This window comes from Pseudomonas sp. O230 (assembly GCF_045447035.1).
Lineage (GTDB): Bacteria > Pseudomonadota > Gammaproteobacteria > Pseudomonadales > Pseudomonadaceae > Aquipseudomonas.
This window is the reverse complement of the sequence record NZ_JBJGXN010000004.1, coordinates 205,815-226,600: the sequence shown is the minus strand read 5'-3', so window position 1 is coordinate 226,600 and position 20,786 is coordinate 205,815. Positions and strand designations below refer to the sequence as shown.

The window sequence follows — 20,786 nt, the reverse complement described above, 5'->3', positions numbered from 1 at the left end:
CAGGGAAAGGATGCCCCTTATGAACACGGTGTACTCAACTGCTGCCAGTCCCGGCAAATGGCGATGAATACGCTGCTGTCGCGGACCAATCGTCGGATTCTCATCGTCGACGACACCACTTCGATCCACGCGGACTTCATCAAGATCCTCAGCCCGCCTTCGTTTGACGACGACAGCCTGACCAGCGCTGAAAACGTCCTGTTCGGCACCACGGCGGCCGTCACGCTGCAGAGTTTCGTCCTCGACTCAGCGTTTCAGGGCCTCGAAGCACTGGACAAGGTCGAAACGGCCCTGGCCAACGACCTGCCTTATGCGATGGCCTTCATCGACATGCGCATGCCACCCGGCTGGGACGGCCTGGAAACCATTGAGCGCCTGTGGCAAGTCGATCCCAAGCTGCAAGTGGCGCTTTGCACGGCCTATTCCGATTATTCCTGGGAGGACATCGACGAGCGCCTGATATTGGGCGATCGCCTGCTGATTCTGAAGAAACCCTTCGACGCCATCGAAATCCGGCAGATGGCCAGCGCCCTGACCGCCAAGTGGCAAATGACCGAAGACGCGGCGCTGAAAATGTCGCTGCTGGAACAAGCGGTCGAAGAGCGCACCCGCGAGCTGTCCGATGCCAACATCATCGTGCAGAACAGCCCGACCATTCTGTATCGGCTGCGGGGCGAGCCGTCGTTTCCACTGATGTACATCTCGCACAACATCACCAAATACGGGCACGTCGCGGCGAAACTGGTCGCCTCGGCCAATTGGGCCCAGGAGCTGATTCATCCCGAGGATCAAGCGAAGGTCGACACGGCGATGGCGCGGGTGCTGGACCGCCATGCCGCCGGGGCTTCCATCGAATTTCGGATGCGCACCGGCGAAGGTGACTGGCGCTGGGTGGAAAACCGCTACATCCCGGTGCGCGACGATGAAGGCCGCTTGCTGGAAGTCGAAGGCATCATCATTGACGTCACCGAGCGCAAACTGGCCGAGGAGAAAATCGCCCTGCTGGCGCGCACCGACGGGCTGACCGGGCTGGCCAATCGCGCGACGCTGATCGAGCGCCTGCACCAGGCCTTCGCCGCTGCCCGTCGGGGCGCGATGCCGTTTGCCATCTTCTATCTGGACCTGGATCACTTCAAACGCATCAACGATACCCTCGGGCACCCGGTGGGCGATCTGTTGCTGCAAGAAGTCGCCCGCCGGATCAAGGCCTGCGTGCGTGAGAACGATATCGTCGCCCGCCTCGGCGGCGACGAGTTTGCGATCCTGCAACTGGACGTCAGTGACCCGACCCACTCCGCGGCCCTGGCCACCAAGGTCCGCGACGCGCTGGTGCTGCCCTACTCCCTGGCCGGCAACGAGGTCCGGGTGTCGGTCAGCATCGGCATCAGCAGTTACAGCCCGGCCAGCACCAGCGCCGACAGCCTGCTGACCCAGGCCGACATGGCGCTCTATCGCTCCAAGGAAAAGGGCCGCAACCAGTACCACTTCCACTCCGAGGAGATCAATCAGGAAGTGGTCGAACGCATGACCATCGCCAGCGAATTGAGGGAGGCCATCGAACATGAAGAACTGGAGCTGCATTACTGGCCGGAAGTGGACCTGAGCACCGGCAAGATCCTCGGCATGGAAGCGGTGGTCACCTGGAATCACCCCGAGCGCGGTTTGCTCGATGCCTCAGCGTTCCTGCCGGCCGCGGAAAAAACCGGCACCATCATCGCCCTCGGTCACTGGGTGCTGGATCGTGCCTGCCAGCAAATGCGCCAGTGGCGGGATGAAGGCGTCGCCCCCCCGGTGATTGCGATCAAGCTGTCCCTGGCCCAACTCAAGAGCGGCCCGGAGCTGATCTATGACGTGCTGCGCACCACCGCCCGCTGGGAGCTCTGCGCCTGGGACCTGCGCTTCGACGTCACCGAGGCGACGCTGGCCCAGACCAAATGGACCCACAACGATGTGCTGCCGCGCTTGCGTGAGCTGGGGGTGAAGATCGCCATCGATGATTTCGGCACCGAGTATTCGTCGTTCGATTACCTCAAGACCTACCAGGTCAACCACCTGAAACTCGCGCAGGCCTTCATCGACACCGCGGCCCGCGACCCGGCCAGTGCCAACACCTTGCGCGCCATCATCAATTTCGCTCGGGACGTAGGGATCGGAATCATCGCTGAAGGGGTCGAAACCCAGGAACAGCGCAGTTCATTGATGGCCACCGGGTCGCCAATGAACGCCCAGGGTTACTTCTTCAGCAAAGCGGTCAGCAGCCAGCAGGCCGCCGAGTTGCTGAAAGCCGGAAGCATCGTGCCGACAAGGCACGACATCGGGCCGATCCGGGACAACCCGCAACGGTCCACGGAGGACAAAGGATGAAAGCGCCTTTCGTGCGGACCAACCGGCGCATCCTGATCGTCGATGACACGCCTTCGATCCATGATGATTTTCGCAAGATCCTCGGCCCCGACACCGACGAAGAACAGATCCTGGCCAGTACTGAAGCGGCACTGTTCGGCACGCAGCAGATGGATCGCCTGACGTTTCAGCTCGACTCGGCGTATCAGGGGCAGGAAGCCCTCGAACTGGTTAAACGCGCATTGGCCGAAGGTCGTCCCTATGCGCTGGTGTTCACCGACATGCGCATGCCGCCTGGCTGGGATGGTCTGGAAACCATCGAGCAACTGTGGCGGGCCGACCCGCACCTGCAAATCGCGTTGTGCACGGCGTATTCGGATTACACCTGGGAAGCCATGGCCGAACGGCTGGAGTTTGGCGACCAGATGCTGGTGCTGAAAAAACCCTTCGACAGCCTGGAAATCCGCCAGATGGCCAGTGCCCTGACCTGGAAGTGGCAGATGGCGCAGGACGCGGCAATGAAAGTGTTGAGCCTGGAGCAAACCATCGAGGCGCGGGTTTACGAGTTGCTCAAGGTGTCGCACCTGCTGCAGTACGACGTGTTGACCGAGTTGCCCAACAGCACGTTGTTGGGTGACCGGCTGAACCAGTCACTGGCGTTGTCCCGCCGTCATGACAAGCAACTGGCAGTGATGTTTCTGGGGCTTGACCGCTTCAAGCGCATCAACAATGCACTCGGTCATCCGGCCGGTGACGAGATGTTGAAACAGGTCAGCCGCAATCTGGTGACCACCGTGCGCGAGTCAGATTCGGTGTTTCGCTATGGCTCCGACGAATTCGTGGTGATCCTTGCCGATATCCGCCACCCCCAGCAGACAAAGGGCATCGCCGAAAAACTCTTGACCGCCATCCGTGCGCCCCAGCACATCGCCGGCCACGACCTGAGCCTGACCGCCAGCCTGGGCATCAGCATTTATCCCGACGATGGTTTCGACGCCATCGAGTTGATCAAGAAAGCCGAAACCGCGATGCGCAACATCAAGGAAAGCGGCCCGAACGATTTCAGCTTTTTCATCGATGAAATGAACCAGCGTGCACGGGATCAGCAAAGCATCGAGACCGGTATTCGCCTGGCGCTGGAGCGCAATGAGTTTGTCCTGCATTACCAGCCCAAACTGGACCTGGGCAGCGGCCAGGTGGTCGGTGCCGAGGCGTTGATCCGCTGGCAAAAACCGGGGCACGGGCTGGTCTACCCATCGGAGTTCATCAGTGTCGCCGAAGACAGCGGCCTGATCGTGCCACTGAGCAAATGGGTGCTGGCCGAGGCTTGCCGGCAAGCCTGCGCCTGGCAAGCCGAAGGACTGCCAAAAATATGCATGTCGGTGAATATGTCGGCCATCGATTTCCGTCAGCGCGACTTTGTCGACGGGATCGAACAGACCCTCGAACAAACCGGCCTGGAGCCGGGGTTGCTGGAACTGGAAATCACCGAGGGCGTGTTGATGCAAAACATCGATACCACCGTCACTGCCCTGAACCGACTCAAGGTCATGGGTATTCGGCTGGCCATCGATGACTTCGGCACCGGCTACTCCAGCCTCAGCTACCTGCGTCGCTTTCCCATCGACGTGCTGAAAATCGACCAGTCGTTCATTCGCGGTTTAAGCACCGACAGCAACGACGCCGCGCTGGTCAGCGCCATCATCAGCCTGGGCCGCAGCCTCAAGCTGACCATCATCGCCGAGGGGGTGGAAACCCTCGAACAACTGAATTTCCTCAAGGCCCATCAATGCGAGGAGGGCCAGGGTTACTACTTCAGCAAAGCCGTGGAACCGGATAGCTTCGTCCGTTATCTTCGGTCCGCAAAGTCTGCTCCATTCACCGCCACGTGAACGATGCGCCACGACACATGGGCTATCAGCCAAGGAATTATCAGATGTCGCCGTCCATTCACTGTCTGCTCCTGGTGCCGCTGCTCGGGTTCTGCCTGAGCACCGTCGCCGCGCCGCTCGATGAGCCGCTCAAACCGCTGCCCCCGGTGCCACAGCAAAACCCGATGCGGGTCGAACTCGGCCGCCAGTTGTTCAATGAACCGCGCCTGTCGGTCAACAACTCGCTGTCTTGCGCCAGTTGTCATCATCTGGACAAAGGGGGTGCCGATACCCGGGCGTTTTCCATCGGCTTCAACGGTGTGCCAGTGACGATCAACACCCCCAGTGTGTTAAACGCCTCCCTGAACTTCCGACAGTTCTGGAACGGGCGCGCCGACACCCTGGAATCCCAGGTCCATGAAGTGGTGCAGAGCCCCAGCGAAATGGGCAGCAACTGGGAACACGTGGTGCAAGTACTGTCCGCCGACACGGACTACCGCAGCGCATTTGGCAACGCCTACCCGGACGGCGTGACCATGAACAATGTGCAAAACGCCCTGGCCACGTACGAACGTACGCTGCTCAGCAGCAACTCACGGTTTGATCAATACCTGTTGGGGGACACCGACATCCTCACGACCGAGGAAAAATACGGTTACCAACGCTTCAAGGATTATGGCTGCATCGCCTGCCATCAAGGCGTGAACATCGGCGGCAACATGTTCCAGAAGTTCGGCGTCATGGGCGATTACTTCAAGGTTCGCGGCAACCCGAGCGACACCGACCTGGGTCGCTATCTGGTCACCCTGGATGAAGAGGACCGCAATGTGTTCAAGGTACCGAGCCTGCGCAATGTCGCGGTGACCCCGCCGTATTTTCACGACGGTTCGGCGAACACGCTGGAAGAGGCGGTGGACGTGATGTTCACGTTCCAGCTCGGGCGCATTCCTTCCGACGAGGACAAAACCCTGATCATCAAATTCCTCAAGACCCTGACCGGTGAATGGGGAGGCAAACCCTTATGAAAATGTCCCGCCGCCGCAGTCTCGCCCTGCTGGGCGCCGTCGCTTTGGTACTGGCCTCGACGCTGCTCTTCCTGTACATCAAATCGAATTCGAACCAGACCTCGAGCTACGCCGAATCCCGGGACCTGATCGGCCAGATCAAACAGCTGAATGCGCAATGGGAAACCGAGATTCTCAAGGCCAGGATCGCCACCAACCACAACTACGATCCGCTGGTCACACCGCTGACCGAAATCACGCAGTTGTGGGAGCGGTTCGACACTATGGAGTCGAACCATGGCCGCAACGACTCGCCGACCTGGCGCGCCGGCCATGATGCGTACCTGGCCGCCATCCAGGAAAAGACCCGGCTGGTGGAGCAGTTCAAGTCCCACAACGCAGTGTTGCGCAATTCACTGGCGTTCCTGCCCACCGCCGAGGACGACATTCAGGAGCAACTGGCCCGGTTGGTCGACGGCGACAAACTGCAACTGCAGAACATCGCCACCGACACTTACGACTTGCTGCTCAGCAGCCTGGAATTCGCCCAAGTCACTTCCGACGACAAGGCCGCCGAGATTCTGGTCGGGCTGAACAAACTCGGGGTGAACAAGTTGCGCCTGCCAGAGCAGTTTCACAGCCCGATCGATATTCTGAGCAAGCACATTTCACTGATCCTGCGCGAACAACCGGTGGTCAATCGCCTGCTGGAAAACATCGAAGCGATTCCTGTCGCCGAGCGTCTGGATGACATTACCAGCCTGTTGAACACCGACCAGCAACAGGCCGATGCCGTCGAGCAGCGCTATCACCTCTATATGTTGGTGTTCTCTGTATTGCTGGTCCTGCTGCTGGTGTACCTGGCCATTCACCTGATGCGCAGTTTTACCATCATCAATCGCGTCAACAAAGCGTTGAAAACCGCCAATGACGACCTCGAGCTGCGGGTGGAAGAACGTACCCGCGAACTCAAGGATACCCAGAGCGAGCTGCTCGACACTGCGCGCCAGGCCGGCATGGCCGAGATTGCCACCAACGTGCTGCACAACGTCGGCAACGTGCTCAACAGCGTCAACATCTCGGCCGATCTGGTCTCGCGCAAACTGCGCGCCAGCAAGGCCCAAGGGTTGGGCAAAGCCATGCAACTGATCAACGAGCACCCCGGCGACCTCGGCACCTTCCTGACCCAGGATGAGAAAGGCAAGTTGCTGCCCGGCTACCTCAACCAACTGGTCGAGGCCATCGCCCTCGAACAGCAAGGCATGACCGACGAACTTGCCCAACTGAGCAAAAGTGTCGACCACATCAAAGACATCGTCTCCACCCAGCAATCCTACGCGGGCGCCAACAGCCTGATGGAGCCGCTGCACATCAGCGAATTGCTGGAGGACGCGCTGCGCATGAATTCCGGCGCGCTGACCCGTCATCACGTCAAGGTGGTCAAGGAGTACGGCGAGGTGCCGCAGGTCATGGGCGACAAGCACCGCTTGCTGCTGATCCTGATCAACCTGATCAGCAACGCCAAATACGCGATGTCCGACCTCAGCAACCGCCCGCGACAGATGACCCTCGGGGTCAAAATCGTCGACGACACCACGCTGCAAGTCAGCGTCAAGGATGACGGCGAAGGCATCGCCCCGGAAAACATGACGCGCATCTTTGCCCACGGGTTTACCACCCGCAAGGAAGGTCACGGCTTCGGCCTGCACAGTTGCGCACTGGCGGCCATCGAGATGAACGGTCACCTCACCGCCCATAGCGACGGGCCGGGCAAGGGCGCACAGTTCACCCTGCAGATCCCGCTGAAAACCGTTACGGAGGAGGCATGAACGAGCTGTCGAACCGACGTATTTTGCTGATCGATGACACGCCGTCCATTCATGTGGACTTCCGCAAGATCCTCACGCCGACACCCGTGCAGACCCTCGAACTGGACGAGATGGAGGCTGCGCTGTTCGGCAGTAAAGTGAAATCCAGCCGCGCCCTGTTCGATCTGGATTCGGCGTATGGCGGGCAAGAGGGCCTGGGCAAACTCAAGCAAGCCTTGCAGGAAAACCAGCCCTACGCGCTGGCCTTCGTCGACATGCGCATGCCCGAAGGCTGGGACGGCGCACAAACCATCGAGCATCTGTGGCAGGAAGACCCGCGCCTGCAAGTGGTGGTGTGTACCGCCTACTCCGACTATTCCTGGGATGAGCTGCTGGACCGTTTGCACGCGCACGACCGGCTGCTGATTCTGAAAAAGCCCTTCGACAACATTGAAGTCCGGCAGATGGCCAACACCCTGCTGACCAAATGGGACATGACCGAACGGGCCCTTGTGCAGATGAGCCATCTGGAACATCTGGTGGACCAGAGAACGACCCAGTTCAAACAGGCCAGTGAGGCATTGCAACGGGAAATCGACGAACGCAAACAGCTTGAATCGCAATTGGTGCAGTCGGAAAAACTCGCGTCACTGGGACAACTGGCGGCCGGCGTCGCCCATGAAATCAACAACCCCATCGGTTTCATTTCTTCCAACCTCGGCACCCTCGACGGCTATTTCAAACAGCTGCAGGAAATGCTCGACGCTTATCGGGATGCGGAAGAGGCGATCGGTTCCCGCGAGCTGGTCGAGCGTTTGAAGCAGTTGCGTGACCGGGTCGAACTGGAATTCCTGCGCGACGACATACCGTTGCTGATCAAGGAATCCAAGGACGGCATCAGCCGCGTCGGGCAGATCGTCAAAGACCTGAAGGACTTCTCGCGGGTGGACTCCAACCAGGAATGGCAGTGGACGAATCTGCAGCAAGGCATCGAATCGACGCTGAACATCGTGGCCAATGAACTGAAGTACAAGGCCGATGTGGTGAAGGACTATCAGCACCTCCCCGACATCGAATGCCTGCCCTCACAGATCAACCAGGTGATCATGAACCTCATCGTCAATGCCTCGCAGGCCATCGGCCCGGAACGCGGCACCCTCACTTTGCGCACGGGGATTGACGGTGAAACGGTGTGGATCGAAGTCGCCGACACCGGCACCGGCATCCCGCCGGCCAGCCTGCAAAAAATCTTCGACCCGTTCTTCACCACCAAACCGGTGGGCCAGGGGACAGGGCTGGGATTGTCCCTGTCCTATGGCATCGTGAAGAAACACCGGGGGAATATTCTGGTGCGCAGTGAAGTCGGTGTTGGCAGCACTTTCCGCGTCGAATTGCCGATTCACCAATCAAACTCAGCGGCCTGAACACCTGTCAACTGTGGGAGCGGGCTTGCCCGCGATGACGGAGTCACATCCAACAGACATGCTGGCTGATCCACCGCTATCGCGGGCAAGCCCGCTCCCACAGGTTGCTCATCAGCTCAGAGGTCAGGTGGCTTCCTGGAAATCCATCTCCGGTGGCTGGCGACGGAATCCGCCGGTCAGCACCGCCAGGTACACCACGCCAATCGCCAGCCAGCTCAGCCCCAGGTAAATCGCCAGGTGATCGAGGCTGACCATCAGCCACAAATCCGCCGCCAGGCCGATGAACGGGAAGATCAGGAACAACACCCATTCACGCAGGCCTTTCTTCTCGCCGCCGATCCAGTAGTGAAAGATCACCGACAGGTTCACCAGACTGAACGCCAGGAACGCGCCGAAGTTGATGAAGGAAGTCGAGGTGGTGACGTCCAGTTTCAGCGCCAGCAGCGCCACCACTGCGCACAGCAGGATGCTGTTGATCGGCGTGCCGAAACGTTCATGCAACATACCGAAGAAGGATTTCGGCAGCACCCCGTCCCGGCCCATGGCATAGAGCAGGCGCGAACCGCTGGCCTGAGCCGACAGCCCCGAGGCAAATTGACCGACGATCAAGCCGATCAGGAAGATCGACACGAACAGGTCGCCACCGATGTTGCGGGCAATTTCATAGGCCGCCGAATCGACACTGTCGAACTGGAACGACGGGTGCGCGATCTGCACGAAGTACGACACGCCGACGAAGATCAGCCCGCCGATCAGCGTGATCAACATGATCGCCCGCGGGATGGTGCGGCGCGGGTCGCGGGTTTCTTCGGTCAGGGTGCTGACCGCGTCGAAACCGAGGAATGAGTAACAGGCAATGGCGGCGCCGCTCATGATCAGTGGCATCTGCATGTCACCGTTGAAGAACGGTTTCACCGACCACAACGGCGTGCTCGCATCGCCGCCGACGTAATGCACGCAGAGCGCGACGAAGGCGATCAGCACCAGAAACTGCACCAGCATCAGCAAGGCGTTGATGCCGTTGGCCAGTTTCAGGCCGACGATGTTGATCGCACTGGTGATGCCGATGAAGGCCAGCACCCAGATCCATTGTGGCACCGCCGGGAATGCGGAGTTGAGGTAAGCCGCACCGATCAGCCAGATCGCCATCGGCAGAAACAGGTAATCGAGCAGCACCGCCCAACCGGCAATGAAGCCGAGCTTCGGGCTGATGGCCTTGCGCACATAACTGTAAGCCGAGCCGGCCACGGGAAACGCCGAAGCCATTCGGCCGTAACTCATGGCGGTGAAAAACATCGCCACCAGCGCCGCGAGGTACGCGGCCGGCACCATGCCAGCGGTGGATTGAGCGAGGATGCCGAACGTGCCGAGCACAATGATCGGCGTCATGTAGGCGATGCCGAACAGCACCACCGACCCTAATGAGAGGGTGCGTTGCAAACGAGCCATGAGCGACTACTCCGAATTTTATTGGATTTATGGCAGAGCCGAGTTCGGCGCAAATTACGGGTGTTGCGATTGTTGTTCTTGGGAGAAAGGTCAAACAGGTGTGCTGCCTGTCTGGGCCTCTTCGCGAGCAAGCCCGCTCCCACATTTGATCTCGGGCGTTCACAAAACCAATGTGGGAGCGGGCTTGCTCGCGAAGGCGTCAGCCCGGGCGACACAGAATCAGGATCAGCCCTTGGGAATCAGCAACTCCCGCAATCCAGAAGCATGCTCAACAAACTCCCCCGGCAACTTCAGCCGCTGATCATCCAGATACCGATAATCCTGCCGCGCCGCCGTCAGTTGATTCAGATCCAGCGCCACCGAGAACTGCCCCTGCTCCCGCCCGGCCTCGAACAACAGCGTGCCCAGCGGATTCACCAGCGCGCTGCCGCCGGCGAACAACAATCCGCCATCCCCCGCTTCTACCCGATTAACCATCAGCGCAAATGCCTGGTTTTCCTGGGCGCGGGCCATGATCGCGGTGCGGTGTGTCGGGCCGTATGGGTCCATGTTGCCGTTGGTGACGATCAGCAGTTCGGCGCCCAGTTGCGCGAGGGCGCGGGCGGTTTCCGGGAATTCGATGTCGTAGCAGATCAGCAGGCCGACCCGCACGCCGTTCCACAGGCACGTGGCGTAGCGGTCGCCCGGCTCGTACACGCCGCGGTCCGACGCCCACAGGTGCGTCTTGCGATATTTCAGCGCGATGCCTTTAGGGGTGATCAGCAGCGTGGTGTTGAAAAAGCGACCGTTGTCGTTCTCCGCCGTACCGATCACCACGGCGATGTTGCGCTCGCGGGCAGCGGCGACGATTGCGCTGACGCTCGGCCCGTCCAGCGGTTCGGCGACGGCTGCCACGGTCTCGGCCGACGGGAAGCCCATCAAGTGGCTTTCGGGAAACATGATCAGCTGCGTATCGGCCGCGCAGGCCGCAATCGCCGCCAGCGCGCGTTCGAGGTTGTAAGCCGTGTCGTTGTCACGGCCCGCCAGTTGGGCGAGTTCGACCTTCATGGGTAGTCCTTGTTCGAGTGGCCGGGCGGCAGAAAGATTGCCCGGTCGTTGTCTGTGCGCCAGTATGCGCAGCAAGCAACCGGCCAGGGAATCACGCGGCCGGGGTAACCCGATAGGGGTAGACCCATGACACTCTCGTTAGACGACATCGCCTGGCACCGTTCGGTCGGGCAACTGATCGACGCCCTCGACAAGCCCAATTTCTGGACCCAGCTTGTCCGGTTACTGGATCAATACGTGACCTTCGACAGCTGGGTGGCGCTGCTTTTCAGCGCCGATCAGCACCCGCAAGTGTTCGCCGAATGCCCGGGTGCAGACGGCAGCCCGGATCAGTTGTTTCAGGATTACCTGCGCGGTTTGTACTTGCTCGACCCGTTCTACATTGCCTGCCGCGAGCAATCGCGCACCGGGCTGTATCGCCTGTCGGAAGTGGCGCCGGAGCATTTCGAGCTGACCGAGTATTACCAGCGCTACTTTCGTCTGAATGTGGTGGCCGATGAAATCCAGTTCAATTGTCAGCTCGAAGGCGACCGTACGCTGTGCCTGTCGCTGGGCAGCAAACAGCGCTTCAGCGGCCAGCAGATCGCGTTGCTGTCATTGATCCAGCCGTGGGTACTGGGCTTGTTGCGCCAGCGCCTGCCTTACGAAATCAACGAAGTCGTGGCCCTCGCACCGGCGCCGGTGCAAGGCGACTGGCGGGTGCAGCTGGAAGCTTCGGTGCAGCAACTCAAAGGGGCGCAACTGACCGCGCGCGAGCTGGATGTCGGGCGTTTGATGCTCAGCGGTTGCTCCAGTAAAGAAATCGCCCGTAAGCTGGAAATCTCTGTCGAAACCGTGAAAGTCCATAAAAAACACATGTACAGCAAGCTGGGGATCAAGTCCCAGTCCGAGCTGTTTTCGATTTTTCTCCAGGCGCAGAATGCCTGACTGTCCAGTGGTGGGCTTGACGCTTTTCCACTGTGGGAGCGGGCTTGCCCGCGATAGCGACCTTTCAGAAAAATATCAGTTAGCTGACATGACGCAATCGCGGGCAAGCCCGCTCCCACAGGGTTTAGTGTGAATCCTGGCCTGATAACAACCGAGTCCGAACCCAAGGAAACCGTATGAGCCTGTCACTCCTGAGCCGCTACGCCTTCTTTGCCGCTTGCGTGATTTTCACCCTCGCCAGTTTGCCGTTCCTGGAACACGACTGGCTCTGGCCGATCACCGCAGTCACCGGCGTCCTGAGCCTCGTAGGCCTGTTCGACCTGCTGCAAAGCCCGCACGCCGTGCGTCGCAACTACCCGATCCTCGGCAACATCCGCTATCTGGTGGAGGGCATTCGTCCGGAAATCCGCCAATACCTGCTTGAGTCCGACAGCGACGCCCTGCCCTTCTCCCGGGCCCAGCGCTCGCTGGTCTACTCGCGTGCCAAGAACGAAAGCGCCGACAAACCCTTCGGCACGTTGATCGACGTGTACCAGTCGGGTTTCGAATTCATCGGCCACTCCATGCGCCCGGCGCCGTTGAGTGACCCGGGCAGTTTTCGAGTGATCGTCGGCGGCCCGCAGTGCACGCAGCCGTATTCGGCGTCAGTGTTCAACATCTCGGCGATGAGTTTCGGCTCGCTCAGCGCCAACGCCATTCGCGCCTTGAACCAGGGCGCCAAGCTCGGCAACTTCGCCCACGACACCGGCGAAGGCAGCATCAGCGCCTACCACCGGGAAAACGGCGGCGACCTGACCTGGGAACTCGGCAGCGGCTACTTCGGTTGCCGCACGGCAGACGGGCGCTTCGACCCGGAACGCTTCGCCGCCCAAGCGCAAACCCCGCAAGTGCGGATGATCGAAATCAAGATGAGCCAAGGTGCCAAACCTGGCCACGGCGGGATTCTGCCCAAGCACAAAGTCACCCAGGAAATCGCCGAAACCCGCGGCATCCTGATGGGTGAAGACTGCATCTCGCCGTCGCGGCACAGTGCGTTTTCCACGCCGATCGAACTGATGCACTTCATCCAGCAATTGCGTGAACTGTCCGGCGGTAAACCGGTGGGCTTCAAGTTCTGCCTCGGCCACCCATGGGAATTCATGGGCATCGCCAAGGCCATGCTGGAAACCGGCGTCCTTCCGGACTTCATCGTCGTCGATGGCAAGGAAGGCGGCACGGGTGCGGCGCCTGTGGAATTCACCGACCACATCGGCGTACCGATGCGCGAGGGTCTGCTGTTCGTGCACAACACGCTGGTGGGCCTGAACCTGCGGGACAAAATCAAACTCGGCGCCAGCGGCAAGATCGTCAGCGCCTTCGACATCGCCAGCGTGCTGGCCATCGGCGCCGACTGGGCCAACTCGGCGCGCGGCTTCATGTTCGCCATCGGTTGCATCCAGTCGCAGTCGTGCCACACCAACAAATGCCCGACCGGCGTCGCCACCCAGGACACCCTGCGCCAGCGCGCCCTCGTCGTCCCCGACAAGGCCCAGCGGGTGTTCAACTTCCACCGCAACACCCTCAAGGCCCTGGCGGAAATGCTCGCCGCCGCCGGCCTCGATCATCCGTCGCAATTGTCGGCCAAGCACCTGGTGCGGCGCATGTCGGCGACCGAGATCAAACTGTTCTCGCAACTGCATGTGTTTTTGAAACCGGGGGAATTGCTCACCGGCGAGGTCAACGGCGAGTTTTACTCGCGCATGTGGCAGATGGCGCGGGCGGACAGTTTTGAGCCCAATGAGTTGGCTGCTTCGTAAACACTGTTTGAACGCCAGTCTCATAGGGAGGCTGGCTTTACACCAAGGAAGAACTTCGTGCTGAAAGTCATCGCTCGGGATTTCATCAAACCCGAACACATTGAAACCGTTCGCCCCTGGTATGCCGAACTGGTCGAGAAGACTCGACTGGAGCCCGATTGCATCGCTTACGACCTGTTCATCGATCAAAAAGACTCCGGCCACTTTATCTTCATCGAACAATGGCCGAATCAGGCGGCGCTGGATGCTCATTGCCAGTCTGAACATTTTCGGCGGTTGGTGCCGCAGATCAACCGTTTCCAGGCCCGGGATTGCATTGTTGTGCTGATGGATGCGTTCTGACGCCCGTCGTCACCCGCGAAGCGCCTGGATCGGGGCCGACTCTTTTATGGCCCAGCGGGCGTATTCATTCAGCCAGGGACATTTGAGACATTCAGTAATAGCGAGTTTTTTGCAATTGCCGTCGAATCACGCCACCCTGCGCGCCGCCGATGTGCGGCGCGCAACCTTTTGCAGCGCTGGCCACTCCTTATTCAACACCCGTTCACGAGCCCGCTGTCATGACGTTTGAACGCGATCACCGGATCGACTTTTTTCGAGGCCTGGCGCTGATCTTCATCTTCTGGGATCACGTACCTCACAACCCCCTCGGGCAAATCACCCCGCGTAATTTCGGTTTCAGTGACGCCGCCGAAATTTTCGTGTTTCTCGCCGGTTACGCAGCCGTTCTGGCCTACGGAAAAATCTTCCGACGCGATGGTTATCTGATTGCCTGCGTGAAGATCCTGCGCCGTGTCTGGGTGCTCTACGTGGTGCATATTTTCCTGCTGGCGATGCTGATGGGCATCGTGTTCTTCGCCAACAGCCACGTGGAAACGAGGGATCTGGTGGAGGAAATGGGCATGCACCATTTCATCACCAACCCGCAGCAAGCCTTGGTCGACGAACTGCTGCTGCGCTTCAAACCGAACCTCATGGACCCGCTGCCGCTGTACATCGTGCTGCTGGCCGGTTTGCCGCTGGTGTTGCCGCTGCTGGTGCACAAACCGTGGGCGGTGGTGGCCGTGTCGTTGACCGTGTACTTGCTGGCGCCGTGGTTCGGCTGGAACCTGGCGGCCATCAAGGATGGCGTGTGGTACTTCAACCCCGTGGTCTGGCAACTGCTGTTCGTACTCGGCGGCGCGGCGGCGACGCACGGGCAGCGCCCCCGATTACCCGACACGCGCCCGCTGCTGCGCCGGCCGTTGTTTGTCAGCGCCGCGGTGTACGTGGTGGTCACCGGCGTGCTGACCGTCTCGTGGCGGTGGCCGGAAATTCATGACGCGCTGATGCCCGCGTGGCTGAGCAATCTGTTGTATCCGATCAGCAAGACCGACCTGTCGCCGGTACGGTTGCTGCACTTCCTGGCGCTGGCGTACGTCACGGCGAAACTGTTGCCGGATACCGGCTGGACGCAAAACTGGCTGGCGCAGCAAAGCTGTCGCATGGGCCGTTATTCGCTGGAGATCTTCTGCCTCGGCGTGCTGTTGGCGCCGCTGGCGGACATGGTCAATGCCATGACCGACGATGCGTTTGCCATGCAGATATTCACAGCCCTGGTGGGTGCGGGGTTGATGGCGTTGCTCGGGGCTTGGCTGGATTTCAATAAGCGATTGACCCGGCCGGCACAGGTCGCCGCCGCCTGATATTGACGGTGTAAAACCTTGTGGCGACGACTCGCTAAATCCCCTCACCACAGAAGATCTCATCTGCCATTAAAAAGCCCCGGCCAATTGACCGGGGCTTTTTCATTTCAAGCGTTACGACTTACGAAGCCGAACGCACCGCACCTTGCGACACATTGGTCGGTTGCAGCTTGAACACGTAGAACAACACGGTCAGCAGCACCAGGAACGCCGGGCCGACATAAAGTGCCACACGAGTGTCCGGAAAGTACGCCATCAAGCCGACCACCAACACCAGAAACGCCAGTGCCAGGTACGAGCTGACCGGGTACAGCCACATCTTGTATTTCAGCCCGGCCCGTTCGCTGGCGCTCAGGCCTTGGCGGAATTTGAGCTGGGCCAGCAGGATCATCACCCAGGTCCAGATCGCGCCGAACGTAGCGATCGCGGTCACCCAGACGAAGACTTTTTCAGGCACCAGGTAATTCAGCAGCACGCCCAGCAACAAGGCGAAAATCGACAGCAGCAGCGCACGACGCGGCACCCCGTTGTTCGATGTTTTGGCAAAACCGGCCGGGGCCTGACCGTTCTGCGCCAGGCTGTAGAGCATGCGCCCGGTGCTGAAGATGCCGCCGTTGCAGGACGACAGTGCGGCGGTGATCACCACGAAGTTGATGATGCCCGCAGCGGTCTTGATGCCCAGACGCTCGAAGGTCATCACGAATGGACTGCCCTGGGTGCCGATTTCATTCCACGGGTAGATCGACAGGATCACGAACAGCGCGCCGACGTAGAACAGCAGAATCCGCCAGAACACCGAGCCGATGGCGTTCGGAATGGTCTTCTGCGGGTTCTTCGCTTCACCGGCGGTCAGGCCGATCATCTCGACACCGAGGTAGGCGAACATCACCATTTGCAGGGACATCAACACGCCTTGCACGCCGTTGGGCATGAAGCCGCCGTGAGCCCAGAGATTGGAAATCCCCAACGCCACGCCGTCGTTGCCAAAGCCGAACGCGATCACGCCGACGCCGCCGATCACCATCGCAATGATGGTGACGATCTTGATCAGGGCGAACCAGAACTCGAATTCACCGAAGGCTTTTACGGCGATCAGGTTGATCGAGCCCATGCTGATCAACGCCGCGAGTGCCCAGATCCAGCGCGGCACCTCGGGAAACCAGACGCCCATGTACACCGCCACGGCGGTGATTTCCGCGACGCAGGTCACCAGCCACAGGAACCAGTAATTCCAGCCCGTCAGGAACCCCGCCAACGGGCCAAGGTAATCTTGCGCGTAACGGCTGAAGGAGCCGGCGACCGGGTTATGCACGGCCATTTCGCCGAGGGCGCGCATGATCACCAGGATCGCCAGACCGCCGATGATGTAGGACAGCATGATGGCCGGGCCAGCCATTTCAATGGCCTTGGCCGAACCGAGAAACAGACCGACGCCGATACAGGCACCGAGCGCCATCAAGCGAATATGCCGTTCGCCGAGTTCGCGTTTAAGCGGGCCGCCCTGAGCGGGCTCGCCGTGGGGCAGGTGATTGCCGACTGGCATAGGGGTACAACCTCGTCTTGTTATTGGATATGGCCACCGAGTGTCGAAGCGCTGACCGATAAGCCATTGCTTGTCTGAAACCGGACCTGCTTCGTGGGCAGGACCGTCTTGTAGGACAAAACCTGCAAGATCAGCGGGGCGTGCAGTATAAAAAGCTTCCAACAGGAGTTTTCACTCTATAAACCACAACATTCAGCGAGAAATCTCGGCTATAGCGCGATTTACGGAGGTGCATTACCTGACTTTTTCAGTAATTTCCACCGTTAAAACGGCGCGAAGTATTGCACAGCATTGGTGCATCGTCATGCCCCTACCTAGGCAGCATTTACGTAGCGATGGCTCTATTACAGCCATCCTGCGGGAGTTGACTTGCCAGCGAAGGCGTCCATGAAATCGCCATCGCCGGCAAGCCGGCTCCTACGGCTCGGGGGGGGCAAAAACATCGGGGTCACTTCAACCCTGTGGGAGCTGGCTTGCCAGCGATGGCGCCCATGAAATCGCCATCGCCGGCAAGCCGGTTCCTACGGATCGGGGGGGGCAAAAACATCGGGGTCACTTCAACCCTGTAGGAGCTGGCTTGCCAGCGATGGCGTCCGTGAAATCGCCATCGCCGGCAAACCAGCGCCGGCAAAAAAGAACCGTCGCTCATCACTCGCGACGGTGAATATTCGATATCCGGGTGTTCACAATTTTTTCACCGGCACCATCCACCGTCTAAGCTTCAGACAAGTCAGATCAATCTGCGTGAATGGATCAGTCGACTATGGGCGCGTTATGGCAAACCGATACGAGTAAAACTGTGGTTCCGACTGAACGTGTGGATGAAGCGCCTATACCCGAAAAACCCCGTCGTAGTCGCACCAAACACGGGTGGAAGGCGTTTTGGTTATTGGTGTTGATTATCCTGATCGTTCTGGGGTTGGCCGCTGCCAGGGAAATGCGTACCTCGAAGTTTCAATCCCGGGAAGTCAGCAAATATGCCGCGACCCTGAACTACGAACTGAAGCCCGGCCCGAGCGATGCCATTCGCTATCCAGGGGCCGGGCCTTTTGACTTGCGTCTGGGCTACAGCGCTCTGGGTGAATTCCTGCCGCGCCTGATCAAGCGCGACTACGTCGTTGCGGCACAAACCCGCTTTTCCCAACCGTTGATGGACTACACCGACAAAGGCTTTTTCGTGCCCTATGCGGAGAAGATCCAGGCCGGATTGTCGATCACCGATTGCCGCGCGGCACCGCTGTATCAGTACAAATACCCACAGCAACTCTATTCGAGCTTTGACGCGATCCCGCCGGTGGTGGTCAGCAGTTTGCTGTTCATCGAAAACCGCTTCCTGCTCGACCCTCGTCAGCCCCGGGCCAACCCCGCCGTGGATTGGCCACGGTTCGGCATGGCCGCGTGGTCGCAGGTCGCCAAGTTGCTGCACATGCCTGGCCAATCGGCAGGCGGCAGTACCCTCGCGACGCAGCTGGAGAAGTACCGGCATTCGCCCGACGGCTTGACCGTATCCGGCGGGGAAAAAATCCGCCAGATGATTTCCGCCAGCGTGCGCGCCTATCAGGCCGGGCCGGAAACGCTTGTAGCTCGGCAGAACGTGGTGCGGGATTACCTCAACAGCGTGCCGCTGTCCGCCGTGCCCGGCCACGGCGAAGTGCACGGCATGGCCGAAGGTTTGCGCGTCTGGTACGGCGCCGATTTCAACCAGGCCAACGAACGGTTGCTCAGTACCGACACGGATCCAAAGGCCATGGCGGAAAAAGGCCTGGCCCTGCGAGAGATGCTGTCGTTGATGATTGCCCAGCGCCGCCCTTCCCACTACCTGTCCAAGGGCCACGACGAACTGGCCGAACTCACCGACAGCCACATTCGCCTGCTGGCGCAAAACTTTGTGATCGACGCGCCGTTCGCTGCCGCCGCCTTGGCCAGCAAAGTGGTGTATCGCGACTGGCAGACCCAGCCGACCATTCAACCGATCGAAACCAACAAAGGCATCAGCGTGGCGCGCAGTCGCCTGGGCGGGTTGCTCAATCGTCCGCTGTACGACCTCGACCGCCTCGATCTCTCGGCCACCAGCACCCTGCAAGGCGATTTGCAAACCCAGGTCACCGAGTACCTCAAGCATTTGGCCGACCCGGCGTTTGCCACGCAGATCGGTTTGATGGGCGAACGCCTGCTCACGCCCACCAGCACCACGCAAGTGCGCTACAGCTTCACCCTGTTCGAACTGACCCCGGACGGTTCGCGGGTGCGCGTGCAGACCGACAGCACCGATCAGCCATTCGACATCAACGAAGGCAGCAAACTGGAATTGGGCTCGACCGCGAAAATGCGGGTGCTGACGACTTATCTGCAAATCATCGCCGAGCTGCACGACAAGTACGCCGAAATGACCGTCCCGGAACTGAAGAAAGTCGACGTCCCGGATCAGGATCGCCTGAGCCAATGGGCCGTCGAGTACCTGATCCAGAACAAGGACCGCAACCTGGCGGCCATGCTCAGCGCCGCACTGGACCGCAAATATTCGGCCAGCCCCGGCGAAGCCTTTTTCACCGGCGGCGGGCTGCATACCTTCGTCAACTTCCGCAAGGAAGACAACGGTCGCATACCGACCTTGCGCGATGCCCTGCGCGAATCGATCAACCTGCCGTTCATTCGGCTGATGCGTGACCTGGTGCGCTACACCACCTACTCCGGCCCGAACAACAGCGCCGCCCTGCTCGGGGACGACCGCGACCCGCGGCGTCAGGAATACCTCGCCGAGTTCGCCGACCGCGAAGGCACTTCGTTCCTGCTGAAGTTCTGGAAGAGATACAAAAACAAGGACACCCAGGCACGGCTCGAAACCTTCCTCGACAGCATGCGCCCGACGCCGATTCGCATGGCCGCGGTGCATCGCTATCTGTTGCCGCAAGCCAGTCAGGAGAGCTTCAACACCTTCGTGCGCTCGCACCTCGCCGGCGCCAAGCTCACCGAAAAACTCACGGACGAACGTCTGCAACGGCTTTACGAAAACTACAGCCCCGGGCTCTACGACTTGCCGGACCAGGGCTTCATCGCCAAGGTCCACCCGCTGGATCTGTGGCTGATCGGTTATTTGTTGAATCATCCCGACGCCAAGTGGAGCGATATCGTCAAGGCCAGCCAGTTTGAACGCCAGGAAGTCTACAGCTGGCTATTCAAAAGCAAACACAAGGGTGCCCGCGATGGCCGCATCCGCACCATGCTGGAGATCGAAGCGTTCCTCGACATTCACGCGCGCTGGCAGAAAGTCGGCTATCCGTTCGATCACCTGGTGCCCTCGCTGGCCACCGCCATCGGCAGTTCCGGCGACCGCCCGGCAGCGTTGGCGGAACTGATCGGCACCATCCTCAACGACGGCGTGCGCATGCCGACGCTGCGCATCGACAGCCTGCACTTCGCGGCGAATACGCCCTACGAAACCAAGCTGATCAACGACCCGGATGTCGGCAAACGGGTGATGCCGTCCGAAGTGGCCGCGGCCATGCGCGAAGCCTTGTCGCACGTGGTGGACGCCGGTACGGCCAAACGTGTTTCCGGCACGTTCGTCACCCCCGATGGCAAGCCGCTGGCCATGGGCGGCAAGACTGGGACCGGCGACAACCGCATCGAAGCCATTGGTTCCGGCGGGCGGATTCTGAGTTCGAAGTCGATCAACCGCACGGCGACCTTTGTGTTCTATGTCGGCGACAGCCACTTCGGTACGTTGACCGCATTCGTCCCAGGGAGCACCGCCGAAGCCTTCAAATTCACCTCGGCCTTACCGGTGCAAGTACTCAAGGGCATGGCACCGATTCTCACGCCGTATCTGCAACCGGGCACGCATACCCAATGCCTGCCCGTGGAGGTGGCGCGACGCTGATAAACGATG

The 20,786-nt window shown here is 60.1% G+C and carries 13 protein-coding genes; 10 read left to right on the top strand and 3 right to left on the bottom strand.

What is annotated here, in order from left to right:
• Window positions 1-57 precede the first annotated feature (57 nt).
• Genes ACI77H_RS09930 through ACI77H_RS09910 form a run of 5 tightly spaced genes read left to right on the top strand, consistent with a single transcriptional unit; the run spans window position 58 to window position 8,450 of the window.
• Entirely contained in the window at window positions 58-2,364 is a 2,307-nt protein-coding gene (locus tag ACI77H_RS09930; RefSeq protein ID WP_407011747.1) for a putative bifunctional diguanylate cyclase/phosphodiesterase, read from the top strand.
• Window positions 2,361-4,235 carry a putative bifunctional diguanylate cyclase/phosphodiesterase gene (locus ACI77H_RS09925; RefSeq protein WP_407011746.1) on the top strand — a complete coding sequence of 625 codons (1,875 nt, stop codon included), beginning with the start codon at window positions 2,361-2,363 and terminating at the stop codon, window positions 4,233-4,235. The genes ACI77H_RS09930 and ACI77H_RS09925 overlap by 4 nt, the downstream gene beginning before the upstream one ends.
• Window positions 4,236-4,279: 44 nt before the next feature.
• Complete coding sequence (locus tag ACI77H_RS09920) at window positions 4,280-5,239, top strand: cytochrome-c peroxidase (protein WP_407011745.1); 960 nt, start codon at window positions 4,280-4,282, stop codon at window positions 5,237-5,239.
• Window positions 5,236-7,047, top strand: coding sequence for a DAHL domain-containing protein (locus ACI77H_RS09915; RefSeq protein WP_407011744.1), 1,812 nt, complete (start codon window positions 5,236-5,238; stop codon window positions 7,045-7,047). The genes ACI77H_RS09920 and ACI77H_RS09915 overlap by 4 nt, the downstream gene beginning before the upstream one ends.
• Window positions 7,044-8,450: an ATP-binding protein gene (locus tag ACI77H_RS09910; protein WP_407011743.1), complete on the top strand. Its 1,407-nt coding sequence runs from the start codon at window positions 7,044-7,046 to the stop codon at window positions 8,448-8,450. The genes ACI77H_RS09915 and ACI77H_RS09910 overlap by 4 nt, the downstream gene beginning before the upstream one ends.
• Window positions 8,451-8,573: 123 nt before the next feature.
• Here ACI77H_RS09910 and ACI77H_RS09905 read toward each other — a convergent pair whose 3' ends face one another.
• Both ACI77H_RS09905 and ACI77H_RS09900 read right to left on the bottom strand, forming a co-directional pair.
• On the bottom strand, window positions 8,574-9,899 hold the full coding sequence (locus ACI77H_RS09905) for an APC family permease (protein WP_407011742.1): 1,326 nt from the start codon (window positions 9,897-9,899) through the stop codon (window positions 8,574-8,576).
• A 225-nt stretch (window positions 9,900-10,124) separates the two neighbouring features.
• On the bottom strand, window positions 10,125-10,946 hold the full coding sequence (locus ACI77H_RS09900) for a carbon-nitrogen hydrolase family protein (protein WP_407011741.1): 822 nt from the start codon (window positions 10,944-10,946) through the stop codon (window positions 10,125-10,127).
• A gap of 126 nt (window positions 10,947-11,072) precedes the next feature.
• Between ACI77H_RS09900 and ACI77H_RS09895 the strand changes: the two genes are divergently transcribed.
• The 4 genes from ACI77H_RS09895 to ACI77H_RS09880 all read left to right on the top strand — a co-directional run bounded on the left by ACI77H_RS09895 (window position 11,073) and on the right by ACI77H_RS09880 (window position 15,354).
• Window positions 11,073-11,873, top strand: a complete 801-nt coding sequence (locus ACI77H_RS09895; RefSeq protein WP_407011740.1) for a response regulator transcription factor — start codon at window positions 11,073-11,075, stop codon at window positions 11,871-11,873.
• Between the two features lie 176 nt (window positions 11,874-12,049).
• A complete protein-coding gene (locus ACI77H_RS09890) occupies window positions 12,050-13,669 on the top strand; it encodes an FMN-binding glutamate synthase family protein (RefSeq protein ID WP_407011739.1) in 1,620 nt (539 codons plus the stop codon).
• 57 nt (window positions 13,670-13,726) lie between these two features.
• Window positions 13,727-14,011 carry a putative quinol monooxygenase gene (locus tag ACI77H_RS09885; protein WP_407011738.1) on the top strand — a complete coding sequence of 95 codons (285 nt, stop codon included), beginning with the start codon at window positions 13,727-13,729 and terminating at the stop codon, window positions 14,009-14,011.
• A 218-nt stretch (window positions 14,012-14,229) separates the two neighbouring features.
• Window positions 14,230-15,354 carry an OpgC family protein gene (locus ACI77H_RS09880; RefSeq protein ID WP_407011737.1) on the top strand — a complete coding sequence of 375 codons (1,125 nt, stop codon included), beginning with the start codon at window positions 14,230-14,232 and terminating at the stop codon, window positions 15,352-15,354.
• A 121-nt stretch (window positions 15,355-15,475) separates the two neighbouring features.
• On the opposite strand, the gene ACI77H_RS09875 is transcribed toward ACI77H_RS09880, so the two are convergent.
• Window positions 15,476-16,897: an amino acid permease gene (locus ACI77H_RS09875; RefSeq protein WP_407011736.1), complete on the bottom strand. Its 1,422-nt coding sequence runs from the start codon at window positions 16,895-16,897 to the stop codon at window positions 15,476-15,478.
• A 763-nt stretch (window positions 16,898-17,660) separates the two neighbouring features.
• Between ACI77H_RS09875 and ACI77H_RS09870 the strand changes: the two genes are divergently transcribed.
• A complete protein-coding gene (locus ACI77H_RS09870) occupies window positions 17,661-20,777 on the top strand; it encodes a transglycosylase domain-containing protein (protein WP_407011735.1) in 3,117 nt (1,038 codons plus the stop codon).
• Window positions 20,778-20,786 lie beyond the last annotated feature (9 nt).

What these genes read in the sequence shown, in the direction of transcription:
- ACI77H_RS09880 (WP_407011737.1), top strand. Translation starts at nt 14,230, where the DNA reads ATGACGTTTGAACGCGATCACCGGATCGACTTTTTTCGAGGCCTGGCG.
- ACI77H_RS09920 (WP_407011745.1), top strand. Translation starts at nt 4,280, where the DNA reads ATGTCGCCGTCCATTCACTGTCTGCTCCTGGTGCCGCTGCTCGGGTTC.
- ACI77H_RS09905 (WP_407011742.1), bottom strand. Translation starts at nt 9,899, where the DNA reads ATGGCTCGTTTGCAACGCACCCTCTCATTAGGGTCGGTGGTGCTGTTC.
- ACI77H_RS09900 (WP_407011741.1), bottom strand. Translation starts at nt 10,946, where the DNA reads ATGAAGGTCGAACTCGCCCAACTGGCGGGCCGTGACAACGACACGGCT.
- ACI77H_RS09895 (WP_407011740.1), top strand. Translation starts at nt 11,073, where the DNA reads ATGACACTCTCGTTAGACGACATCGCCTGGCACCGTTCGGTCGGGCAA.
- ACI77H_RS09925 (WP_407011746.1), top strand. Translation starts at nt 2,361, where the DNA reads ATGAAAGCGCCTTTCGTGCGGACCAACCGGCGCATCCTGATCGTCGAT.
- ACI77H_RS09930 (WP_407011747.1), top strand. Translation starts at nt 58, where the DNA reads ATGGCGATGAATACGCTGCTGTCGCGGACCAATCGTCGGATTCTCATC.
- ACI77H_RS09915 (WP_407011744.1), top strand. Translation starts at nt 5,236, where the DNA reads ATGAAAATGTCCCGCCGCCGCAGTCTCGCCCTGCTGGGCGCCGTCGCT.
- ACI77H_RS09890 (WP_407011739.1), top strand. Translation starts at nt 12,050, where the DNA reads ATGAGCCTGTCACTCCTGAGCCGCTACGCCTTCTTTGCCGCTTGCGTG.
- ACI77H_RS09870 (WP_407011735.1), top strand. Translation starts at nt 17,661, where the DNA reads ATGGGCGCGTTATGGCAAACCGATACGAGTAAAACTGTGGTTCCGACT.
- ACI77H_RS09910 (WP_407011743.1), top strand. Translation starts at nt 7,044, where the DNA reads ATGAACGAGCTGTCGAACCGACGTATTTTGCTGATCGATGACACGCCG.
- ACI77H_RS09875 (WP_407011736.1), bottom strand. Translation starts at nt 16,897, where the DNA reads ATGCCAGTCGGCAATCACCTGCCCCACGGCGAGCCCGCTCAGGGCGGC.